Consider the following 21,395-nt stretch of genomic DNA (forward strand, 5'->3'; position numbering starts at 1 on the left):
TAAATATTAATGAGATTTTTTGCTGGTCTTTCCTTTATACTTAGGTCCTCCTGAAAGCTGTGACAATTCAAAGTAAATTGGGCTGCACGTGAAGATGGAGGACATTGTTCCCACCACTACACCGATGAACAGCGGCAACATGAATTCCCGGATGGAATCTGAAGCCAAAATAAACATAGGAATCATAACAATCAAAACTGTTGAGGAGGTCATGATGGACCGGGTTAAGGTCTCGTTAATGCTGTAATCAATCAGCTCCTCCAACTGACTCTTTTTCATCAGACCCAGATTTTCTCGAATTCGGTCAAAGATAACGATGGTGTCGTTGGTAGAGAACCCGACGACAGTCAGCAAACCTGCTATAAATGGATTGTTGATGGTGATGTGGAAAAGACCATATAAAGCGATAACGGTCAGCGCATCAATAACAACTCCGGCAATAGCTGCTACACCAAACTTCCACTCAAAGCGGAAAATGATATAAATCAACATCGCAATACAGGAAATGACTACCGCTTTTATTGCATTGCTTCTCAAGTCTTTTCCCACAGAAGGGCCGAACTGTTCTACAGCAACTACATTTTTTTCTGTAATGCCAAAGTCTTTGTTAAACTGCTCAATCAGCTGGTTTCTACTTTCATTTTCCAAGGAGGCCATGGTTTTAATAATGACACCAGAATTATTTTCCCCAGAATATACCAGCTCAGAGGCATGGATACCTACTGCTTTTAACGATTCTTCTACTTTGGACAGTTCTACCTGTTTGCCCATATTGAATTGCATCATGGTACCACCAGTAAAGTCGATTCCGTAGTTGTATCCCCTGATACCGCCTACTCCCAAGCCGACGATGAGTACGGTAGCTACGATGCAGTAGTAGATTTTTCTATGCTTAACAAAGTGAAATTGTCTTTTGATGGAGCGTTTTGGCGTGTTGTCTTCGTTCATGCCATAGTATTTTTTTGCGCTCCAATGCTTGGATTCGCTGCTCAGTGTCAAGAACAACTGTGTTACTACTGTAGCGGTGAGCAAGCTGGCGATAATACCTAAAAGCAAGGTGATGGCAAAACCCTTAACGGAACCAGTACCCAGCTGATAAAGCACGATAGAAGCAATAATAGTCGTACAGTGGGAGTCGATGATGGTGTTCAACGCTCTTCTAAAACCTGTATGCACGGCTACCCGTACAGACTTGCCACTGCCAATCTCCTCTCGGATTCTGGTAAAAATCAGCACGTTAGCATCTACAGCCATACCTACGGAGAGGATAAAGCCGCCGATACCCGGCAAGGTAAGAACGGTGCCCATCAGCGCCATAGCCCATAGAACCAGAATCACGTAAAGCAGCAAGGCAATACTGGCTGCGATACCCATGATGCCGTAAAAAGCCAGCATGATGAGAATGATTAAACCAATCGCAATGATACCTGCAATAACGCTGCGCTCAAAGGCATTGTATCCGATTGTGGCCGACTGGGTGGATGTATTCACTTCTTCCAGCGCTACTGGCAGAGAACCTCCGCGAATCAGAGCAGAAAGATTGGTTGCATCCGCCTGAGAAAAGCCCCCGTTTCCGCCGGTAATGATAGCCTGTCCATTCTGAATAACAGAGTTTACTACCGGTGCTGAAATAATCTGATTATCCAAAACGATAGCGATGGCTCGAGCATTAACATCTCCCATAGAAGGTGTTACAGCGCCGGATAATGCTTTTTGAGTAGCTTGTGCAAACGCTTCGGTGCCTTCCTTATTGAATTCCAAGGAAACTGCATAGCCGCCGTTTTGCTTGTCTGTGGTAATACTAGCATTTTTAACCATGCTTCCGTCCAGCATTTTAGTGCCGTCGGCTAGAAAAAATTGAAGCTGTGCTGTTCGTCCGATTTGCTTGATGGCTTCATCGGCATTATCTGCTCCTGGCAGCTCCACACGGATTCGCTTCTGCCCTTCAATGGTTACAATAGGCTCTGACAGCCCCATCTGGTTTACACGCTGCTCGATAACAGCTTGGGTCTGCTCCATAAGTTTCTTTAAGGAGTCTCCTGTAGCATCTGTCTTGGCCTCCATGACCACATAGACACCGCCTTCAATATCCAGACCCAGCTGAAGCTTATCCTTAACAGCAGGAATCGGTCCTGCGCCAAATATGGTTATGAACCATCCCAGAACAATAATTAGAATGACAAAAATTGATAAAGCTTTTCTCTTTTGTGCGCTCATTTTTTTATATTTCCCCTCTGTAATTAAGATTTGCACCATACAGGCAGCGCGGCCGCACGGTGTGCTGTTGATCTCGGACAAAATTGTTCATGGGAATCAACATATATAAAATACTACTTCTAGCATTTATAATCAAAAAGCACTTCATATCATTTTACTACTTTTTGTATATTTCTACAAGTACCAATCACAGTTGAAAATCGCTATTTTTTCACATTTACACCTATTATACCCCCAATGCCACCTATAGCCACAGGGATTAGATAAACAGGATGAAACGTATTTCGACTTAAATCCTGAAAATACATACAGTTTATGGAAAATACCAGCAGGAAAATGAAAAGTGCAGACAGTACGGCTGCCCATAAAAGACCTCTCTTTCCAATGAGTCTTCCCGAAAACACGCCTAAAAATAACGCAGCGATGCACATGGCCGCCAACAGGTAATGAATGGAAAAACTCTCTGGAACAGATGTAAACTTAATCAAAAATGCGAGGATGACCGTCAGCAGAAAAAAAAGCATAAAAGCAATGACATACCCCTTCACCAATTTGTATAGATAATTCATGACATTCCCTCCTAACCTATGGAAAACCACGGCAAATCCATTTAGAGATTGTATGTGGTCAACATAAGTATATGGAAAAAAAGGAGCAATCAGAACCAAAAAGGCGAAGGATAGAAAAAACCCCTGCAAAATCATGCAGGGGCATTAAACATGTTTTTTTATCTTATTCTTGTTTGGAATCTTCTACAGATGAATCTTCCTGTGCAGCAGGAACTTCTTCACTGTCTGCTTCTGCATCCTTTTTCAGTCTTTTAGGAAGCGCCTTTTTCGTTGTTTCTTCTGTGTCTTCAGAAGGTCTAGCCTTCTTTGGAGAAACCTTTGATTCTTCGCTGTTTACCACTTTAGAAACGGACCACTTCATCATTTCAAATTTAAGCTTTTCAGCCCCTACCTGGATTACGATGGTCTCATCCTTGACCTTGACAACCTTTCCGCAGATGCCTCCGATGGTGATGATTTCATCCCCAGCCTTGATGCTGTTGCGCATCTCGGTGACAGCTTTTTCTTTCTTCTTTTGTGGCCGGATCAGCAAAAAGTACATGATGACAATTAACAGAACCAGCGGCAATAAGTTTTGGTATAACGATCCCATTTCGTGAATCCTCCTTGTGTGTACATACTAGAATCAAAATGCGATTAGTTTCCTTATTTCTTGCGTTTTAAAAAGGCCTCTATGGGAGGCACTTTTAGTTCGCAAAATAAAAATGGTGCCGGCGATGGGGGTCGAACCCATACGGTGTTACCACCACGGGATTTTGAGTCCCGCACGTCTGCCAATTCCATCACGCCGGCGCATTACTATAAGTATATCATATTGCTTGTTCAATTTCAAGCACAAATATTGTTTTCGTGCTATTTTTTGCCAAAATAATTTATTGCCTACAGTTATCTTCATCATTTGGTGCGCCCGACCAGACTCGAACTGGTACGATTGCTCACACGCCCCTCAAACGTGCGCGTCTGCCATTCCGCCACGGGCGCAAACCATAAATCACGAAGAATATAATAGCATAGTCTAAAAGGAAAGTAAAGGGGTTTTCTGCAAAAATCATGGGAAATATACGAAAACTGTCAGCTATTGGACTTCTGTCTCCTGCTCCCCTGTTGCGGAGTCCACTACTTCAAGGTCTTCCGTCTTTACCTGAGCGTATTTGCAGTACCAATTCTGAGCATTTCCATAGAAGTTGTTAAACATGTAGCTCGCTTCATCGCCATTCAAGCTTTCTGCCTTCAATGCACCATAAGTCTTATAGACGATGGGATAATAAGGAACTTCATTTACAAGAATATCTTTCAGCCCTTCTACCGTCTCCATTTTTTGTTCCTGGGAAATGCCGGATTTCAATTTATCCAAAAGCTTATCTGCCTTTTTATTACTGTAACCAATCAGATTACCATAACCAGAATGCAAGAGGTTCCGTAAATCGTAGGTTTCATTAATGTGAATGCCCCCGATAAATAAATCGTAATCTTTCTGCCGCAGCTTGTTATTGAAATCCTCTCCGTCAGCAGCATAGACAATATGGCTGGAAATAGATAGCTTATCTAAGGAAGCTTTTAAGTCTTCTGCCACAATCTTTCTGCTGATATCCGCCCCATTAACTAGAATTGTTAATGAGAGCTCTTTTTCATTTCGATCTTCCAGATAACCATTATCATCCCGATCGACATAGCCTGCAGAGGTCAGCAAGACCGCTGATTTTTTTAGATTATAAGGATAATTGTCCCCTGTATTCTCTGTGCCTAAATAGCCCGGGAAATAAATCGTGTCACTGAGAACTCCTTTTTTATAGTACGCACTTTCATTAAGTTTTTTTACATCTACAGCATAAGCTAAGGCCTGTCGGACTTTCTTCTCCGTCACCGCTTCTCTGGCAAAATTAAATCCCAGGACTTCTACGTCATTGGCAAGGAAGTTCTTAGAAGAAATCTTTTTATCTGAAACTAAGGTATCTCTGGATAAGTCCTCTAAAAATCCTAAAGAAATATTGTTAACCTCCAACAGTGGAATGACATCTTCTTTTTCAGGAAGTACTGTAAAAGATAAAGTGTTTTTCGGCTTCGTACCATTATAGTACGAATTGGCGACTAGGTTCAGTTTAGAGATGTCATTATAACTTTCCACGGCATAAGGCCCCGAACCTACCGGAATAAAATCTGTAGAAACTACTTTATAGGCTGTATTTTTGCCATAGCTTCTCTCTGATATGATAGGGAAAAGGAAATTTTCCATGGATACATCGCTCTTGTCTTTAAACCTCACCACCACAGAATAACGATCATTTTTCTCCACGGATACGGATTTAATATTTCCTACATAGCTGCTATAGATGGTATTGCCAGATGTGGCGGCGGCTATGTAATTGTCAATGGAGTATTTGACATCATCTCCTGTCAAGTTACTTCCGTTGCTAAAATAAGCATCTCTCTTGATGTGAATCGTGACCGAAGTCTTATCTCCGCTATAATTGTAACTGGATGCCAGCTGATTGGTCAAAGATAAATGTTCATCAAGAGTGAAAAGACTCTCAAAAATCAATTTGCTGATTTGATAAGTATCAGAATCTTTAGAGGTAACCGGATTGAGCGTACGAACTTTTTCCATTGGCAGCTCTACTGTCTGAGACTGGGTATAAGTCACGTTCTCTTCATCGGATTTGTTCAGAAGATTGTAGACCTGTCCTTGTTGGCTGTAAAGAATAATGGCCGCCAGCACCAGCAGGACTGCGCCTATTATGGATATTTTCTTGATCATGTTTCCCTTCCTGTTTGACTTTCTCGCAAGGCTGGCGGTTTTCCACTACCAGCTTTTAGGTCAGGCTTTCGCCTGCGTTTATTTTTTCACTGCTTCGAAATTCAGGGCTTCCAGCAGCCCATCAATCTGCTTGTATAGGTCCTCTGGAACGGTGGAATTATTTAAAACCTTCTGGGCTCGCTGCCGCTGCTCCTGCCTGCTCATCTGATTATTTATGCGGGCTTCCACCTGCTGCCGGGTAGCGCCATCCCGCTCCATGACCCGTTGGATACGAACCTCGTCTTCTGCATCTACAATCCAAATCTGGTCCGCCTGCTGATCCAGCCCCGCTTCAAAGAGTAACGGCGCATCCAGGGCAATCAGCTGCCGACCTTCTTGCCGGTACTCCTCCAGCTGCCGCAGCACGATTTGAACAATCTGCCGCAGCATAATGCTGTCCAGTTTTTCTTTTTCAGATTTGCTGGAAAAAGCGGTATCCGCTAGAGCCTTTCTATCCAAGCTGCCATCTTTCAGCAGAATCTCCGGTCCAAAAGCTTCTGTCAGCTCTTTTAACACCGGCGAATCTGGCCCGACCATCTCCCGGGCTACCTGATCTGCATCGATGACGGGGCAGCCTTTTTGGGCCAGATAGCTGGATGTAGTGGATTTCCCACTGCCGATGCCCCCTGTCAAGCCGATTATCTTCATATTTGCCTACCTGCTTTCCCTATTTTAAATCGTACCAGTTCTCTCCTTGGTTGACTTCTACCGCCAGTTTGATTTTCAAGGTCATGGCCTTTTCCATACAATCCTGTAACAACGTTTCAATGGTCTCTTGTTCTTCCACAGCTGTTTCAATAATCAACTCGTCATGAACTTGAAGAATAAGTCTAGATGTAGCACCAATACGATGGAGCTGCCGATATACCTGAATCATGGCCAATTTGATGATATCTGCTGCCGTGCCCTGAATCGGGCTGTTCATAGCCAATCGTTCACCCAGCTGCCGAACCATATAGTTGCTGGCATTGATTTCGTGAATGGCCCGCTTTCGCCCCATTAAGGTTGCTACATAACCATTTTCTTTGCAGAACTGAATCTGCTGGTCCATGAATTCTTTAACTTTAGGATTGGTTTTAAAGTATTCATCAATATATTTTTCCGCTTCTTTTCTGGTGATATTCAGTTCCTCTGACAAGCCAAAACCACTCATGCCGTAGATGACGCCAAAATTGACCGCTTTCGCATTGCTTCGCTGTAAAGGTGTTACATCCTCTTGAGGGACTTTAAATACACGGGCTGCTGTAATCCGGTGAATATCATCCTCATTGTTAAAGGCTTCAATCAAGTGCTGCTCTTCCGACATATGTGCTAACACCCGCAATTCAATCTGAGAATAATCCGCCCCTACTAAGGTGAACTGCTCCTCTGGAATAAAAGCCCGGCGCAGCTTTCGCCCCAGTTCCTGGCGGATCGGGATGTTTTGGAGGTTCGGCTCTGTACAGCTTATTCGCCCTGTAGCTGCCACCGTCTGTTGGAAATGCGCGTGAATTCTTCCATCCTCGTGAACCAGCGGTAAGAGGCCGTCAATATAAGTCCCCTTCAACTTGGAGAGGGTGCGGTATTCTAAAATGCACGGCACGATATCGTGCTCATATTTAATCTTTTCCAAAATCTCTGCATTGGTGGAATAACCTCGTTTGGTCTTCTTTCCAGCAGGCAGACCCAGCTTTTCAAAGAGGATAGCGCCCAGTTGCAAGGGAGAATTAATGTTAAATTCCTCTCCGGCACAATCGTAAATTTTGCTGGTCAACATCTCAAGCTGCGTTGAAATAAAGGTTCCAGCAGACATCAGCTCCTGCTTATCCAATTTGAAGCCGTAGTCTTCCATAGAAGCCATAGGTTCTATCAACGGAAGCTCCACCTGATAATAAACCTCTTCTAGCTCTTCTTGTTTCAGTTTGGCTTCTTGAATCCAGCGGAGCGCCTCCACGGTCTCTCCCCAGGTTTTCGTATAGGCCAAATAGTTTTCTCCCGGGTTATCAAAGAGTGCCAACTGGCTGTTGGCTGCCATAAATTCTTCTTCATTTTCAATTTCTTGATGGAGCAGCTCAAAAGCCACAGTTTTCAAGTCATAGTTGCTTTTTGATGGTTCTAAAACATATTGAGCTATGGCACAATCAAAGGCCGTATGAAAAAGATATCCTTGTTCTGCTGCCAGCGCCAGTTTTCCTTCACCTCTTAGTGCATTTAGAAGAACATAATACTCATTAATCAGGTAATATCCGGTTAATTTTATCTTTTTCGCTACTAATTCTTTAGCAAAATACTTTATTACCTCTTGATTTTCTTCACAAAAGATAAAAGCGACCACATTTGTTGACATAATTCCGATACCGTACACCTTTGGGGTGGCCCGATGATTTTTATCAGAATAGACTTTGATTGCTACTTCTTCCCCTTCTTGTATTTGAGAAAAAAGGGTTTGCAGCTCTTCTTTAGAAGTCACCGATAGCGGCTGTCGTTCTTTCCGTTCCGGTCGCTTCTCCGCTGCTTCCGAAATTGTCAGTTGATTTACGGCTCCTTGCGCTAAGTTAGTTGCTTTCAATCGCTTCAGCAGACTGTTAAACTCCAGCTTTACATACACTTCTACCAACTTTTCATAATCGGGTTCCTGAAGCAGATATTCTGAGAAATCCGTGTCCTCAATAGGCACATGAGTATTAATTGTCGCCAAGCGTTTGCTCATCACTGCCAGCTGAGCGTTTTCCTCGATCCGCTCTTTAAGTTTTCCTTTCGGCATGGACTCTACCTGGGCCAAAAGCGCCTCCACCGAGCCGAACTCTAAAATCAGCTTTTGCGCTGTCTTCTCTCCTACCCCAGGTATGCCGGGGATATTATCGGACTGATCGCCCATGAGCCCTTTGAAATCAATAAACTGTGTGGGTGTAAACCCATACTTTTCAATTATAGCGTCGTGGTCATACATCTCAAACTCAGAAATCCCTTTTTTGGTAATGAGCACCCGGGTCTTGTTGGTAGCCAGCTGCAAGGCATCTCGATCACCGGTAATAATCAGCGGTTCCAGTTCTTCTTCCTCCGCTTGTCTGGCGATGGTACCAATTAAGTCGTCTGCCTCATAGCCGTCCAACTCCAGCATTTTTATCTTCATGGTTTCCAGCACCTCTTTCAGCAGAGGCAGCTGCATCGCCAGTTCAGGCGGCATTTTTTTTCTTCCGGCCTTATAGTCTTCATATTCCAAATGCCGAAAGGTAGGCGCCTTCTTATCAAAGGTCACCACCAGATAGGCTGGTTCATAGTCGTTTTTGATTTTTGTCAGCATATTAAGAAAACCGTACACTCCCTGAGTGTACAGTCCGTCTTTCGTCATCATCGGGCGTTGCATGGCATAATACGCCCGGTTTATCAAGCTGTTTCCGTCTATAATTACTAATCTTTTTTCCATAGTTCCCCATCCTGACCGCAGTAAACGGCCCCTTCCTTTATCTCCTGTCCCGCCGGGCCTGCCTTCGTAACTGTAATCTCTATCAGCCATGAGGTCCCGTCTTCGCTTAAGGTGCAGGAATCCACTTGATAATCCACTCCATCCAGCAGCTGAGCCAGTTGCTCTATATAGTTGTTCAGCTGATCGGCCTCCGGCTGTAGGGTAACCGATTTTAACAGGGGCACATTCGATGGTGTCAGATCTAAGTTCATTGTTCCCTGATCAGCTCCCGTTTCCGGTTGCTCTGGTAAGCTGCTATTTGCCGCAGAATTCAGTTCCTGCTCCGCATGTTGATTGGTTGTCTCTTCCTGAGCTGGCAGCAACGCTTTGCTGTCAGAATTCTGCTGAGGAAGCGTCTCTTTATCAAGCACAGCCAAATTTTGTTGCTCCGCCGTTTCTTCCGGCTCGGCAGACTGGACTGCTGCCCTTTCCTGACGGCTGGCCAGGTCTCGGTCCGTACCGCTCAAATTTGCAAAGTCTTCTAAATTATTATTATACAATAAAAGCGAAAATAAACCAACTATAAAAACAGCAGCTATAGAGGATAGCCTTTTCCAGTTTCTCTTTTTTGCAGGTTTAACTCGCTGATTCTGGTTTGCTTTAGCCTGACGAATAGCTTGACCTTCCGCCATCAGCGCCTGATGAAGGGTTTCGTCAAAGGCACGAGGAAGAGGAACATCTCCCAGACTGGTCAGCTGTTCCAGCATCTCCTGCAAAATTTTTACAGATTGCTGACAAGATGTACAGCCTTCTATATGACGTGCCATCTGTGCCATCTGTTCGGGATCTAACTGATGATCTACATAAGCAGATAACAATTCTTCTACTTCTAAACAAGTCATGGGATATCTCCTTTCCTTAAAAAATCTGTAATCTTTTTTAGTCTCTTATTTGTTAGACAACAAATAAACTTTTTTGTTCCCGCTTTAGCAAAATAATTTAGCCTAAACTATGTTTTGCCACTTATGTATACTTCTTTGAGCCGCTGACGAGCTCTGGACAAACGAGACTTCACCGTACCGATAGAACATTCCAGCGTATCGGCGATCTCTTCATAAGATAGCCCGGTGACATCCCGGAGAACAACAATCCGCTTGTGCTCTTCTGGAATTCGTTCTAAACATTGAAGCAGGTACGAACTGTGTTCTCGATTTAAGAGGACATCTTCTGGGAGGGGCTGGTTGTCAGGCAGCTCCAATTCGCCCCCTTCTTCTTCCTCTCGGATCGCCAGCGGTCTCTCCTGCTGCCTGCCTTTGTTCTTTCGCAGCGAATCGTAGCAGGTATTGACCACAATTCGGTAGACCCAAGTTTCAAACTTGCTGTCCTCCTTAAATTTGTCTAAATGGCGGAAGATCTTGATAAAGCTTTCTTGAAGTACGTCCAAAGCATCCTGCTCATCTTTCACATATCGAAGAGCTAAGTTGTAAGCCTTTCCCTTGCACGACAAAATAAGGGCTTCAAAACTGCCCTCATCTCCTTCCTTTGCTTTTTTTATCAGGTTTTGTTCTTCCTCAGAAATCATGTGTCCTGCTCTTTTCAACAATGCCGTTTTATGGTAAAATAAATAACTAAGATGAATGTTCATCAATCTTTTAATTGTAGCTGTTAATGAAAGAAATATTGGGCTTGCGCCCACATTTTCTCCATTATACCAAATACCCCATTGGGAACACAAGGAGATTATCAACATGTATGATTATCACACCCATTCTTTTTTCTCGGATGATTGCAACATCCCCCTGGAGCGTATGATTGCTTCTGCTATAGCAAAAGGGGTAAAAGAGCTGGCTGTCACCGACCATTACGACCCGGACTATCCAGATTCCGAATATCCTTTCATCCTTGATTTCGATGCCTATCATAAAGCACTGATTCAAGCCCAAGAGCAGTATAGTCCTCAGATTCAGATTATCAAGGGTCTGGAAATAGGCATTCAGCATGGGGAGACTATGAACGCCTGCCAATCTGCGGCCCAAGCCTTTCCCTATGATTTCATCTTAGGTTCCTTCCACTGTACCGATCACAAAGATTTATACCAAGGGTACTTCACAGCGGACACCGACATTCCCAAGGCTTTTGAACGATACTATGAATATGCCTACGAATGTTTAAAGGAATACCGAGACTTTGATGTTATGGGGCATATCAACGTGGTGGATCGCTATGTGCCCTTTGAGAAGATTCCCTCCTACAAGCCTTACATGGAACTGATCCGAGCGATTCTCCAGCTGCTCATTGAAAACGGCAAGGGCATTGAGTTCAATGCTTCCTGCTACCGCTATTTAAAAAATGGAAGGACCACCCCTACTAAAGAAATTTTACAAGCTTACAGGGAATTGGGTGGAGAAATTATTACTTTTGGCTCAGATGCCCACAACCCAGAGTCTATTGCCGACCATTATCAGGAGAGCCTAGAACTTCTTCGAACTGTAGGTTTTAAATATCTTTCCACCTTTAAAGAGAGACAAGTCCAATTTCTTTCTATATAATCACTAAAATTTATGAGATTTGGCATGCTATAGATAAATAGAAACAGCTGCCAATCATCCCAAGAATATGAAGGAGCATTGTTCATTTATGGTTTACTTGTTAAACATTATTATTATTATTTTCTTAGTTTACTTTAACGCTTTTTTTGTGGCTACAGAATTTGCCATGGTTAAGGTTCGTCGCTCTCGTATTGAGACTCTGGTTCGGGAGGGAAACAACAAGGCCAAACATACCCTCACCGTGGTGGACAACCTCAATGCCTACTTGTCCGCCTGCCAGCTGGGCATTACTTTGGCTTCTTTAGGACTGGGCTGGGTCGGAGAACCCGCCGTGGCTAAAATGCTGGAGCCGTTCTTTGAATGGCTAAATATATCAGGAGCTATGGTCCATTCCATCTCCTTTATTATAGGCTTTTCTCTCATTACGGCCGTTCATATCGTCCTGGGAGAGCTGGTGCCTAAGTCCCTGGCCATCATCAGTGCTGAAAAGCTGGCCCTGTATACAGCTTTGCCGCTGATTCTCTTCTACCGGGCTACGTATCCCATCATGTGGGCCTTCAACCACACCACAAACTTTATCCTGAAGATATTTGGACTGTCTCAGGCCAACGAGCACGAAGAGGCTCATACCGATCAGGAAATTAAGTTGCTGGTAGAGGAAAGCTACAAACACGGTCTGGTGGATAAGACGGAAATGGCACTAATCGATAACATCTTTGACTTTTCTGAAAAGACCGTTACCCATGTGATGATTCCCCGTACGGACATGGAGTGCATCTTTCTGGAAGACCCACTAGAGGAAATTCTGGCTTATGTGCTGGATAAGCAACGAACTCGTTACCCTGTATGCCGCAAGGATAAAGACCACGTGGTGGGATTCCTTCATGCTAAGGACCTATACAAGCAGGAACTCATCGGCAGCTCCCACCAGATCGATTCGATTATTCGGGATGTGCAGTTTGTGCCAGAATCCATGTCTATCAGTCAGCTATTAAAAATATTTAAGTTAAAAAAGACTCAACTGGCCGTCATTGTGGATGAATACGGCGGTACCTCTGGTCTGGTAACCTTGGAGGATATCTTAGAGGAAATTGTTGGCGATTTGCAGGACGAGTTCAATGTGGAAATGCCAGAAATCATCAATCAGGAGGATGGCAGCTATATCGTAGACGGTAAGGTTCATTTGGAAGAGCTGGAAGAACTGCTGGGCTTATCGTTGGAAGACGACAATGTCGATACCTTAGGTGGATGGATTTATTCCAGGCTGGAAGCAAATCCGAAAGCTGGAGATGAAATTTCTTACGAAGGTTATAAATTTGTTATTTACAGCTGTGATCAACGGCGGATTCGACAGGTTCACATCGAGGCCCTCTCTCCATCTCAGACTAGCACAGATAGTGAATAAAGACCAAATGCTTTCTAAACGCTGCTAAGCAAAGAGTTTACACACAAGCGTATCGTTATCAGAGGCGATACGCTTGTTTTCGTTTTCAAACCCTCTACTATAACACCAGACTTTTAGATCGTGTTATGATCGTGCAATAGAATGGCGGTGAAAAAATGAACACATATAAGACATCGGAAATTGCAGCTTGTATTGGAGTCCATCCCAATACCGTGCGGCTTTATGAAGAACTTAAACTAATCCCCAAACCAGCCCGTAAAGAAAATGGCTATCGTGTCTTTACAGATTTTCATTTGGAGCAGATTAAGTTTGCCAGAATGGCCCTAAAGGTTGAGGTCCTGCAAAATGGTCTGAGAAAACAGGCGATTACGATTATTAAAACTTCCGCCCAGGGAGATTTTAATCAAGCTATTTCTTTGACAGAGTCTTATCTGCAACAGATAAGACTGGAGCAGCGAAATGCTGAAGAAGCTATAACAATCACTGAAAGCCTTTTGTCCGGTGATAATCCGCAGACGGATACCATACTCTTAACCAGAAAAGAAACTGCTGATTCCTTACAAACCTCCATCGACTCCTTAAGAAACTGGGAAATGAACGGGTTGTTGACAGTAAAGCGGAAGCAAAATGGCTATCGCGTATATGCTGGGGAAGATATTCGACGGCTGAAAATCATCCGCTCCTTGCGTTGTGCCAATTACTCTCTTTCAGCAATTTTGCGCATGTTAAATGCCCTCTCGGCCAATCCCCAAGCAAATATTCGGCAAGTAATTGATACACCAAAGCCAAATGAAGATATTATTTCTGTATGTGATAAGCTGCGCTCATCACTGCATTGCGCTGAACAAAACGCCATGCATATGCTTACTCACCTTAAAAAGATGAAAAAACAATTCTAAGCAAACCCTACACTTTAACACCAGACTTTGTTCTGGTGTTATTCTTTTTATACAAAGAAAAGGAGGAATTTAAATTGATGGAAACAATGATTGAAGTAAAAAACCTATGCAAAGCTTATACCCAGATCAAAGCCATAGAGAATATCAATATCTCTCTTTGCCGCGGAGATGTGTTTGGCTTGTTAGGGGCAAATGGTGCAGGTAAAAGTACCACCATTGAATGTATTTTAGGAACAAAAAAGCAAGATAGCGGAACCGTATCTATTTTAGGCATGAACCCGCAAAAAGAGCGTAAAAAATTGTTTGAGCAAGTCGGGGTTCAATTTCAGGAAGCCAATTATCAAGATAAAATAATGGTATCTGAACTTTGTGAGATTACCGCTTCCCTTTATAATACCTGCTTGAATTACAACATACTTTTAAAACAATTTGGACTTTCTGACAAATTAAAAAGCTTCGTCAGTGACCTTTCAGGAGGTCAGAAGCAACGACTTTTTATCGTGCTGGCACTGATTCCAAATCCTAAAGTTGTTTTCTTGGATGAGCTAACCACTGGATTAGACACAAAGGCACGACGAGAGGTGTGGAGAAGTCTTCTTGAATTAAAAGCAAAAGGCATTACCATCTTTTTAACCTCGCATTTCATGGACGAAGTAGAAGCTCTTTGCAATAAAATTATGATTTTGAACAAAGGAAAAAATATTTTTTGTGGAACGGTACAAGAGGCAATCACTGCCAGTCCGTGTGAAAACTTTGAAGACGCCTATCTTTGGTATATAGACGAGGAGGATGAAAATGAAAGCATTTAGAACCTTGCTAAAGACAGAAATCCGCTTATCTCTCCGCGGATTGGACATGTTTATTTTTGCGATTTGTATGCCTATTGTTGTCATGATTCTATTGGGAACGTTGTTTGGCAACAAACCAGCCTTTGATGGTGCAGAATATACATTTTTAGAACAGTCTTTTGGCGCAGTATCCACCATTGCCATTTGTGCTGGAGGCGTGATGGGACTTCCTTTAGTCGTGTCGGATTACCGAAGCAGAAAAATATTAAAGCGCTTCAAAGTCACGCCCACCAGTCCTGCTCTTATCTTGGCCGTGCAGGTTACTATTTACGCACTTTATTCGGTTGTTTCCTTGGTCCTCCTCTATGTCACCGGTACCCTATTTTTTGGTTATCAGTTACATGGCTCATGGCTTCACTTTCTCGCAGCTTATTTACTGGTTATGCTGTCCATGTTCAGCATCGGTCTGCTGGTGGGAGGAATTGCACCAAACAGCAAAATAGCAAGTGCTGCTGCCAGTCTGCTGTATTTCCCAATGCTTATTTTCTCGGGAGCAACGCTGCCCTACGAAGTGATGCCGGTTGCACTGCAACATCTAGTGGAGATCTTACCCTTAACTCAAGGAATAAAGCTTCTCAAAACTGTTTCTCTCGGTCAGCCAATAGATGGGGTTTTTATTTCTCTCACGGTGATGCTTGGCATTGCATCAATATGTACCATCGTTTCTATCCGCTTTTTTAGGTGGGAGTAGCGTTTCCCAGTTCAGGGAGCTTCTGTCATGATAGCGGCGTGATGGGGCTTGTTGATTTTTATGCTCATGGATTCAAATGCTCTGGAATATAATATATATAGGAGGTGATTATTTGAAAATCAAATGGAAACTACTTTTAATTTGCATAGCCATTCCACTAATGGTAGGTGGTATTGCGGGGTTTATTTCACGAAACAGCATGAGTGCTTTTGAAGCTCTAAATAAACCACCCTTGTCCCCTCCCGGATGGGTCTTCCCCGTGGCATGGACCATCCTCTATATTCTAATGGGCATCGCTTCTTATCTCATCCTCACATCAGATGCACCACAAAAAAGGATTAATAAGGCTATGAAGTTATATGTTTTACAGCTTTTCTTTAATTTCCTTTGGACTTTTTGGTTTTTTAATTTAGAATTATATCTTTTCGCTTTCATTTGGCTGGTGGCTTTATGGCTCTTGATTTTAATAACAATCCTATCCTTTTCACGGATTTCAAAGCCAGCGGCCTATTTAATGGTTCCATATCTTCTGTGGGTAACCTTTGCCGGTTATCTAAACCTTGGTATAGCCCTTCTTAATTAAATCGCTGCCACCCGTAAAACGGGTGGTTCGATCCAGGCTATAAGCCTGTAATACTGGCCAGCGTCTCAAGGCGCTGGCTTTAACTACGTTCAAGCCACATTGCCCTTGCCCCTTTTGCTACCCCTCAAAGGGGCTATTTGAATGGGTCTGTATATTCCCTAATGCTTAATTTATCCATTGCCATATCATGCTTTTCCTGTTCTTGAATATATTTCTTTATTGTTGCTTCATTTAATCCTACAGTACTTACATAATATCCTTCTGCCCAAAAGTGTCTATTTCCAAATTTATATTTTAGATTTGCATGCCTTTCAAACATCATCAATGCGCTTTTTCCTTTGAGGTATCCCATGAAATTTGCTACACTTATTTTTGGCGGTATGGATACCAAAAGATGAACATGATCTGGCATCATATGACCTTCAACGATTGTCACCCCTTTATATTTACAAAGTAGCTTTATTATTTCTATCAGACTTTGACGATATTGATTATAGATCACTTTTCGTCTATACTTTGGAGTGAACACAATGTGGTACTTGCACATCCATCTTGTGTGCGCTAAGCTATTCACCTTAGCCGCCATAAAAATCACCTGCCTTTGCTATTTTGTGGCTTGAACAACCTTATTATAGCAAATAGGTGATTTTTTTGTATAACAGCTGACGCGTACCCGCATAGCGGGTAGTTTTATGTTTCGCTCACTTCGTGTGCTCAACAGGCTTATAAGCCCAAAATAAAATAAACGCCTGTACTGCGGCGATGCTCCCTATTTCATAATTGGGGAGCATCAATCAGCAGACAGGCGTTTTTATTGTATAAAAAGTGTCTTGATGAAGAGATTTCCTTTAGCAACCTTTCTCCAAGTCGCAGGCTGCTTTCAACCCGTAGGCGGGTTTAGCATGCCGAACGGCGTTATTGATCGCCTTAGCCATCACCCGAGCGGCTAACACGCCCAATGCCTCAAAAGAGGCGTCTACCTGGCCGGTAGCCATGGTGAAGATGGTGTCTCCATCTGCGGATGTGTGGACAGGACTGATGGTCCTAGCATACCCATCGTGACAGATAGAAGCCAGTTTGTTGGCTTGAGGTTTCGTCAGCTTGGCATTGGTGATAATGCAGCCGATGGTCGTATTTCCGCTGAACACGTTTCGGGAAGCTGCAATCTGATTCAGCATGATTTCCTCCGTACTGGCCAATCCAGTTCCGTCTTCGTTTAAGATACCCGCAATTGGCTTGCCTGTATCCAGGTCTAGCACATCACCCAGGGCGTTAACGGCAACTACCGCGGCACACTGCACATCGCCGGCCTGCAAGGCATAAATACCCAGACCGCTTTTCATCAGCCGATCCATACCGAGAAACTTCCCTACCGTAGCCCCTGTTCCGGCTCCCGCATTTCCCTGTTCCGGCTGATTCCGCTCAGAATCCACACAAGCCTTATAGCCCATATCCTTATCCGGACGACAGGTACTATCCCCTACGACCAAATCAAACAACGAAGCCCCGCACACAATCGGCACGACTCCGACCCCCACATCAAAGCCTACCCCCTTTTCTTCCAAATAAGCCATCACGCCAGAGCAAGCATCCAAACCATAGGCGCTGCCGCCGCTGAGCATAACCCCATGAATCTGCTGAACCATATTTTCTGACCGCAGCAAGTCCGTCTCTCTGGTAGCCGGGCCTCCTCCACGGACATCCACACCGGCCCAAGCCCCCTCCTTGCAGAGGATAGCCGTACAGCCTGTCCCTCCTTCTACGGACTGAGCATGGCCCACCTGAATTCCTTTTATGTCACTGAGGCTTATTTCTTTGATATCCATGTTTTTCATTCTCTTTTCCTCCAGGACGATGGCTTCGCCCGTTTTCCGCCAGCGGGCCAGACCCGCTCACTCTAAACTACTACATCTTCCTACTGCATCAGATTATATTAAGCAATGATGCGAATTGCTACAATTAAAGCGAGGATAACACCTACCACCGCTTCGCCGCCCAGCAGTCCTGAAGCGATAATAGAGCCGTTGCCCCTTTTCTCAAACTCAGGAAAAACCTTGTCTGTCAGCAGTCGAAGCATGCCGCCGATAAAAGCCGTAGCCGACAAATAAAATGGCAGATAAACGCCCAGACCTAAAGTCATTACCGGAAAGTTCAGGCAGTACAGAATCACTGCTGCCACCAGGCCGATGACAAAAGCCGGCACATGAGAAATACCACCCACCATGGCTGCCACGGCACTAGCCTGAGCTGCCGGAAACATTTCGGAACCAAAGACATCAGAACCGTAAGCGTTTACGATGACCAGCAATACAGCCACCGAAACGATAGCACCTACCAGAGAACCAATGGCTTCGGCAATCCACTGCGCCTTCGGGTCGGTCTTTAACACATGACCCGCTTTAAAGTCGTTCATGATATCGCCCACTAAACCGCAGGCTACAGCCACGGCTGCCGCCACGAAGAAGGCTTCCGTCTGTCCAATGGCAGACACCGCCTTAGCAGCCAAAAGAACGATGATACCGAAAATCTCCATAGGGTTGATACCAGACTGCCCTACGCACTGAGCCGACATGGCTGTGGCTACCCACACCCCCAGAATGGTGATAATGGAAGCCACTACCCCCAAGTGTGCAAATACCGTGAAAAGAAAGGCAATGATGACCATCGTAATAGGCGCCCAGCGCATATGGATAATACTGTCTCCTGTGCCGTCCTTTTTGAACATGGCACCGAAGATTTCCTTAGACTGTGGGAGGATACCTTTGACGATGATGCCAATGCCGGTTCCTACCATCAAGCCGATTCCCAGGGAAGCCTTGATAGAAGCCGCTGTAGCTCCATCCCAGATGCCAAAATACTGGCCCCCTATGAGAATGCCGAAATCACCTATCACCGCGCCTAAAAACCACATGCCGATGAACACCGGGCCGATTATGTAACCCACTGAAATCAGCATAGGAGAAAGCCAAATACCTCCTGAGGACCCATAGGCCATCATCTTTCCGCTCATAAAGGTAGCTGGAATCTTTTGGAATTGATCCCGCAGCAGGGTGAAAAGCGCACCAAAGCCCAGGGAGGCAAAGAGCATAACCGCCTTTTTTCCGCCAGCATCCCCTATGATGAGAGCTTCCGCTGCCGCTTGACCCATAGGATAAGGAAGTGCTTTGGTGATGACAAAATATTTACGAATCAGTGCTGTAAAAATCAAGCCCAGCAGCACGCCGCCTACGGTAATGACTACTAACGTTACTGGGCTCAACTCCGCATCCTTGTTCAGGATCCAGATTCCCGGCAGGGTGAAGGCCAAACCACCTGCCACCATGGCTCCCGCCGACATAGCTGTGTGGGTAACATTAATTTCATTGATGTTGGTATTGCCGCAGGCTTTCAAGGCAAACATGGAAACCAAGGCCACGAACATGATGGGCCAAGGCAGGGAACTGAGCTTTAAGGCCACGAACATGGAACTCATCGTTAAAATGATGGCTCCGATAACGCCGATAATCAGGCCTCTGGCTGTCAGCTGTTCCTTGAAAGAACTAGCGTACTTTACCTTGCTGTTGTTTGAAGACATTTTTTCCTCCTTAAATGTACAAATGTCCGCCTTTTCCTGTATTAGTTCCTTACTTAGTAAACTAAAAAAGCAGCCTTATTATATAAGCTGCCCATATTTTTGAAACTGAAAACACAAAAAACAAAAAGCTTTCTGCATCTTTTTTACTATCTCAGTCCCATTCCTTAGGATATAGGCTTTGTGGTGTAAAATTAAACAATAACGAATCCTGTGGTACAGTTAATCACTTATACTGTCCACGTTAGTCAATATAGCACAAATAAAAAGACAATTCAATACTTTCCAGCAAGAATTGTCCATCTTCTATCGATTATTTCCCGGCAAACGCCATTTTTTGCATGAAAAATCCCGACATGCCGTCAGGTGATAATTCACACCCTATCAGTTGATAGGGGGGTATCCTGCTCCCGCTTCTGCCTTCCACTGCAAAGGAGGCTTGACATCAGCTGCAGAGACTCGGATTCCCAAGGTCACAGTGTAGGTTGAATTATTCGACCTTAACGAACACTTCAGGATTTCTTGCATTTATATTATATGACTATTATACTATTTCATTCAGATTTTGCAAGAGTGAACCGTTAATATGTTTTGGAAAACCAAGAAAAATTTTGCTTTAAACCTTATAGACCAGCCAATATTTTCACGATGGCTGATACAATCAAGATGACAATCCAAATCATTTTACCTATATTAGCCGTATCCTGTTTTTCCGAACTGGCAACACGCTTTTGCGCAGTAGAAATACTGGACTTCTTTTGTTCTCTAGCTTTGGTATTCACCGTTCGAATCGGTTCATCTAGCTTGTTGAAGTAACCGCTGTATACATCTTGAAGCTTTTGCTTATTTACACCCAGAAGCTTTTCGAAGCCAGTCTGCTGGGTGGTAGAAGAATGCCAAGAACGGTTGTGCTGTTCTCCGCCTCTTGCAGCGGATAGGTTTGCCAACAGGTTGCGCCACTTTTCTCTCAGAGAAATTGCATCATAAATTTCACAGGCATAATGATTATACTCCCGTTTGGTAGGCCTCCCGCAGTTCGTGCAGAAGACTACATTTTTTCTTGTTTCTTTCCCACAGTGTATACAGTGCATAAGCCTTTCCCAATCTCCCTTTCTGTCCCTACATGCCAGAGAAGTTAAAATATGGTTTATTCAAACTCTTCCAGGTCTATAGAACAGTTGTGATGAACCTTCTGAACGTCATCGTTGTCCTCCAAAATATCAATCATCTTCTTGAGCTTCTTGATATCATGCTCATCCGATGGTGCGGACTCCATGGAAGGAACATACTCGATATCGGATTCCAGCAGTTCATACCCAGCAGCAGTCAAAGCACTGTGTACATCGGTGTAAACAGCAGGCTCTGTCTGAATTTCAAAAGCATCCTCATGAACGACCATGTCTTCAGCACCAGCTTCCAGAGCGGCCTCCATCAAAGTATCCTCATCAATTGCGTCAGTCTTTTCGATAATCAGCACGCCTTTTCTGGCAAACATATAAGATACGCAGCCTGGCGCTCCTAAATTTCCACCATATTTATCAAAAGTGGAACGAACAGCTGCCGTCGTTCTATTTTTATTGTCGGTTAGTGCTTCCACGATGACAGCCACGCCACCGATGCCATAACCTTCAAAGTTCAGCTCTTCATACGTCTCGCCTTCCAGCTCGCCCGTCCCCTTTTTTATAGCTCGGTTAATGTTATCGTTTGGCAAGTTAATGCTCTTCGCTTTTTCGATAGCCACCTTCAGAGCGGCGTTGTATTCTGGATCTCCACCGTTTTTAGCTGCTACTGTAATAGCTCTGGCGTATTTTGTAAATATGGCAGCTCGCTTTGAATCCTGTGATGCTTTGCGTCCTGCAATTGTGCCGTGTCTTCCCATGGAGA

Annotated in this window: 19 protein-coding genes, 2 tRNA genes and 1 other RNA gene; 6 read left to right on the top strand and 16 right to left on the bottom strand. The window is 44.1% G+C overall.

Features of this window, described 5'->3' with window-relative positions; genetic code table 11:
- Positions 1 to 6 precede the first annotated feature (6 nt).
- From secD to Ami103574_RS09025, 10 genes are all read right to left on the bottom strand, one after another.
- Positions 7 to 2,217 (bottom strand): protein translocase subunit SecD, encoded by a 2,211-nt coding sequence (gene secD / locus Ami103574_RS08980; RefSeq protein ID WP_163066702.1) that lies wholly within the window; start codon positions 2,215 to 2,217, stop codon positions 7 to 9.
- A 203-nt stretch (positions 2,218 to 2,420) separates the two neighbouring features.
- A complete protein-coding gene (locus Ami103574_RS08985) occupies positions 2,421 to 2,786 on the bottom strand; it encodes a TIGR04086 family membrane protein (protein WP_163066703.1) in 366 nt (121 codons plus the stop codon).
- Between the two features lie 163 nt (positions 2,787 to 2,949).
- Positions 2,950 to 3,378, bottom strand: coding sequence for a preprotein translocase subunit YajC (gene yajC, locus Ami103574_RS08990; RefSeq protein ID WP_163066704.1), 429 nt, complete (start codon positions 3,376 to 3,378; stop codon positions 2,950 to 2,952).
- Positions 3,379 to 3,491: 113 nt separating this feature from the next.
- Positions 3,492 to 3,578: transfer RNA gene (locus tag Ami103574_RS08995), tRNA-Leu, on the bottom strand.
- Between the two features lie 107 nt (positions 3,579 to 3,685).
- Positions 3,686 to 3,767: transfer RNA gene (locus tag Ami103574_RS09000), tRNA-Leu, on the bottom strand.
- A 94-nt stretch (positions 3,768 to 3,861) separates the two neighbouring features.
- The gene (locus Ami103574_RS09005) at positions 3,862 to 5,541 is read right to left on the bottom strand and encodes an ABC transporter substrate-binding protein (protein ID WP_163066705.1); all 1,680 of its coding nucleotides are present in this window, start codon (positions 5,539 to 5,541) and stop codon (positions 3,862 to 3,864) included.
- A 78-nt stretch (positions 5,542 to 5,619) separates the two neighbouring features.
- A complete protein-coding gene (gene coaE, locus Ami103574_RS09010; protein ID WP_163066706.1) occupies positions 5,620 to 6,228 on the bottom strand; it encodes a dephospho-CoA kinase in 609 nt (202 codons plus the stop codon).
- Between the two features lie 19 nt (positions 6,229 to 6,247).
- Positions 6,248 to 8,986, bottom strand: coding sequence for a DNA polymerase I (gene polA / locus Ami103574_RS09015; RefSeq protein ID WP_163066707.1), 2,739 nt, complete (start codon positions 8,984 to 8,986; stop codon positions 6,248 to 6,250).
- Complete coding sequence (locus Ami103574_RS09020; RefSeq protein ID WP_163066708.1) at positions 8,971 to 9,867, bottom strand: anti-sigma factor family protein; 897 nt, start codon at positions 9,865 to 9,867, stop codon at positions 8,971 to 8,973. The genes polA and Ami103574_RS09020 overlap by 16 nt, the downstream gene beginning before the upstream one ends.
- A 107-nt stretch (positions 9,868 to 9,974) precedes the next feature.
- The gene (locus Ami103574_RS09025; protein WP_163066709.1) at positions 9,975 to 10,547 is read right to left on the bottom strand and encodes an RNA polymerase sigma factor; all 573 of its coding nucleotides are present in this window, start codon (positions 10,545 to 10,547) and stop codon (positions 9,975 to 9,977) included.
- Positions 10,548 to 10,713: 166 nt separating this feature from the next.
- Between Ami103574_RS09025 and Ami103574_RS09030 the strand changes: the two genes are divergently transcribed.
- The 6 genes from Ami103574_RS09030 to Ami103574_RS09055 all read left to right on the top strand — a co-directional run bounded on the left by Ami103574_RS09030 (position 10,714) and on the right by Ami103574_RS09055 (position 15,940).
- The gene (locus tag Ami103574_RS09030; protein ID WP_163066710.1) at positions 10,714 to 11,514 is read left to right on the top strand and encodes a histidinol-phosphatase HisJ family protein; all 801 of its coding nucleotides are present in this window, start codon (positions 10,714 to 10,716) and stop codon (positions 11,512 to 11,514) included.
- Between the two features lie 88 nt (positions 11,515 to 11,602).
- On the top strand, positions 11,603 to 12,919 hold the full coding sequence (locus Ami103574_RS09035; RefSeq protein ID WP_163066711.1) for a hemolysin family protein: 1,317 nt from the start codon (positions 11,603 to 11,605) through the stop codon (positions 12,917 to 12,919).
- 155 nt (positions 12,920 to 13,074) lie between these two features.
- Positions 13,075 to 13,818: a MerR family transcriptional regulator gene (locus Ami103574_RS09040; RefSeq protein WP_163066712.1), complete on the top strand. Its 744-nt coding sequence runs from the start codon at positions 13,075 to 13,077 to the stop codon at positions 13,816 to 13,818.
- A gap of 77 nt (positions 13,819 to 13,895) precedes the next feature.
- The gene (locus tag Ami103574_RS09045) at positions 13,896 to 14,627 is read left to right on the top strand and encodes an ABC transporter ATP-binding protein (RefSeq protein ID WP_163066713.1); all 732 of its coding nucleotides are present in this window, start codon (positions 13,896 to 13,898) and stop codon (positions 14,625 to 14,627) included.
- Positions 14,614 to 15,357, top strand: a complete 744-nt coding sequence (locus Ami103574_RS09050) for an ABC transporter permease (protein WP_163066714.1) — start codon at positions 14,614 to 14,616, stop codon at positions 15,355 to 15,357. The genes Ami103574_RS09045 and Ami103574_RS09050 overlap by 14 nt, the downstream gene beginning before the upstream one ends.
- A gap of 112 nt (positions 15,358 to 15,469) precedes the next feature.
- Positions 15,470 to 15,940: a TspO/MBR family protein gene (locus tag Ami103574_RS09055; protein WP_207710488.1), complete on the top strand. Its 471-nt coding sequence runs from the start codon at positions 15,470 to 15,472 to the stop codon at positions 15,938 to 15,940.
- 133 nt (positions 15,941 to 16,073) lie between these two features.
- Here the strand turns inward: Ami103574_RS09055 and tnpA are convergent, their stop codons facing one another.
- From tnpA to Ami103574_RS09085, 6 genes are all read right to left on the bottom strand, one after another.
- Entirely contained in the window at positions 16,074 to 16,526 is a 453-nt protein-coding gene (tnpA, locus tag Ami103574_RS09060) for an IS200/IS605 family transposase (protein WP_163066716.1), read from the bottom strand.
- A 262-nt stretch (positions 16,527 to 16,788) separates the two neighbouring features.
- A complete protein-coding gene (locus Ami103574_RS09065; RefSeq protein WP_330586986.1) occupies positions 16,789 to 17,775 on the bottom strand; it encodes a P1 family peptidase in 987 nt (328 codons plus the stop codon).
- Positions 17,776 to 17,873: 98 nt separating this feature from the next.
- Positions 17,874 to 19,514 (bottom strand): OPT/YSL family transporter, encoded by a 1,641-nt coding sequence (locus Ami103574_RS09070; RefSeq protein WP_163066717.1) that lies wholly within the window; start codon positions 19,512 to 19,514, stop codon positions 17,874 to 17,876.
- 341 nt (positions 19,515 to 19,855) lie between these two features.
- A non-coding RNA gene (gene ssrS / locus Ami103574_RS09075) (6S RNA) lies at positions 19,856 to 20,033 on the bottom strand.
- Between the two features lie 101 nt (positions 20,034 to 20,134).
- Positions 20,135 to 20,602 (bottom strand): zinc ribbon domain-containing protein, encoded by a 468-nt coding sequence (locus Ami103574_RS09080; RefSeq protein ID WP_163066718.1) that lies wholly within the window; start codon positions 20,600 to 20,602, stop codon positions 20,135 to 20,137.
- 56 nt (positions 20,603 to 20,658) lie between these two features.
- Positions 20,659 to 21,390 (bottom strand): YebC/PmpR family DNA-binding transcriptional regulator, encoded by a 732-nt coding sequence (locus Ami103574_RS09085; protein ID WP_163066719.1) that lies wholly within the window; start codon positions 21,388 to 21,390, stop codon positions 20,659 to 20,661.
- Positions 21,391 to 21,395 lie beyond the last annotated feature (5 nt).

The organism is Aminipila butyrica (genome assembly GCF_010669305.1).
GTDB lineage: Bacteria > Bacillota > Clostridia > Peptostreptococcales > Anaerovoracaceae > Aminipila > Aminipila butyrica.

Bases quoted from the DNA above. Each gene is read 5' to 3' on its own strand.
- secD (WP_163066702.1), bottom strand. From the start codon at position 2,217: ATGAGCGCACAAAAGAGAAAAGCTTTATCAATTTTTGTCATTCTAATT.
- Ami103574_RS08985 (WP_163066703.1), bottom strand. From the start codon at position 2,786: ATGAATTATCTATACAAATTGGTGAAGGGGTATGTCATTGCTTTTATG.
- yajC (WP_163066704.1), bottom strand. From the start codon at position 3,378: ATGGGATCGTTATACCAAAACTTATTGCCGCTGGTTCTGTTAATTGTC.
- Ami103574_RS09005 (WP_163066705.1), bottom strand. From the start codon at position 5,541: ATGATCAAGAAAATATCCATAATAGGCGCAGTCCTGCTGGTGCTGGCG.
- coaE (WP_163066706.1), bottom strand. From the start codon at position 6,228: ATGAAGATAATCGGCTTGACAGGGGGCATCGGCAGTGGGAAATCCACT.
- polA (WP_163066707.1), bottom strand. From the start codon at position 8,986: ATGGAAAAAAGATTAGTAATTATAGACGGAAACAGCTTGATAAACCGG.
- Ami103574_RS09020 (WP_163066708.1), bottom strand. From the start codon at position 9,867: ATGACTTGTTTAGAAGTAGAAGAATTGTTATCTGCTTATGTAGATCAT.
- Ami103574_RS09025 (WP_163066709.1), bottom strand. From the start codon at position 10,547: ATGATTTCTGAGGAAGAACAAAACCTGATAAAAAAAGCAAAGGAAGGA.
- Ami103574_RS09030 (WP_163066710.1), top strand. From the start codon at position 10,714: ATGTATGATTATCACACCCATTCTTTTTTCTCGGATGATTGCAACATC.
- Ami103574_RS09035 (WP_163066711.1), top strand. From the start codon at position 11,603: ATGGTTTACTTGTTAAACATTATTATTATTATTTTCTTAGTTTACTTT.
- Ami103574_RS09040 (WP_163066712.1), top strand. From the start codon at position 13,075: ATGAACACATATAAGACATCGGAAATTGCAGCTTGTATTGGAGTCCAT.
- Ami103574_RS09045 (WP_163066713.1), top strand. From the start codon at position 13,896: ATGGAAACAATGATTGAAGTAAAAAACCTATGCAAAGCTTATACCCAG.
- Ami103574_RS09050 (WP_163066714.1), top strand. From the start codon at position 14,614: ATGAAAGCATTTAGAACCTTGCTAAAGACAGAAATCCGCTTATCTCTC.
- tnpA (WP_163066716.1), bottom strand. From the start codon at position 16,526: ATGGCGGCTAAGGTGAATAGCTTAGCGCACACAAGATGGATGTGCAAG.
- Ami103574_RS09065 (WP_330586986.1), bottom strand. From the start codon at position 17,775: ATGAAAAACATGGATATCAAAGAAATAAGCCTCAGTGACATAAAAGGA.
- Ami103574_RS09070 (WP_163066717.1), bottom strand. From the start codon at position 19,514: ATGTCTTCAAACAACAGCAAGGTAAAGTACGCTAGTTCTTTCAAGGAA.
- Ami103574_RS09080 (WP_163066718.1), bottom strand. From the start codon at position 20,602: ATGCACTGTATACACTGTGGGAAAGAAACAAGAAAAAATGTAGTCTTC.
- Ami103574_RS09085 (WP_163066719.1), bottom strand. From the start codon at position 21,390: ATGGGAAGACACGGCACAATTGCAGGACGCAAAGCATCACAGGATTCA.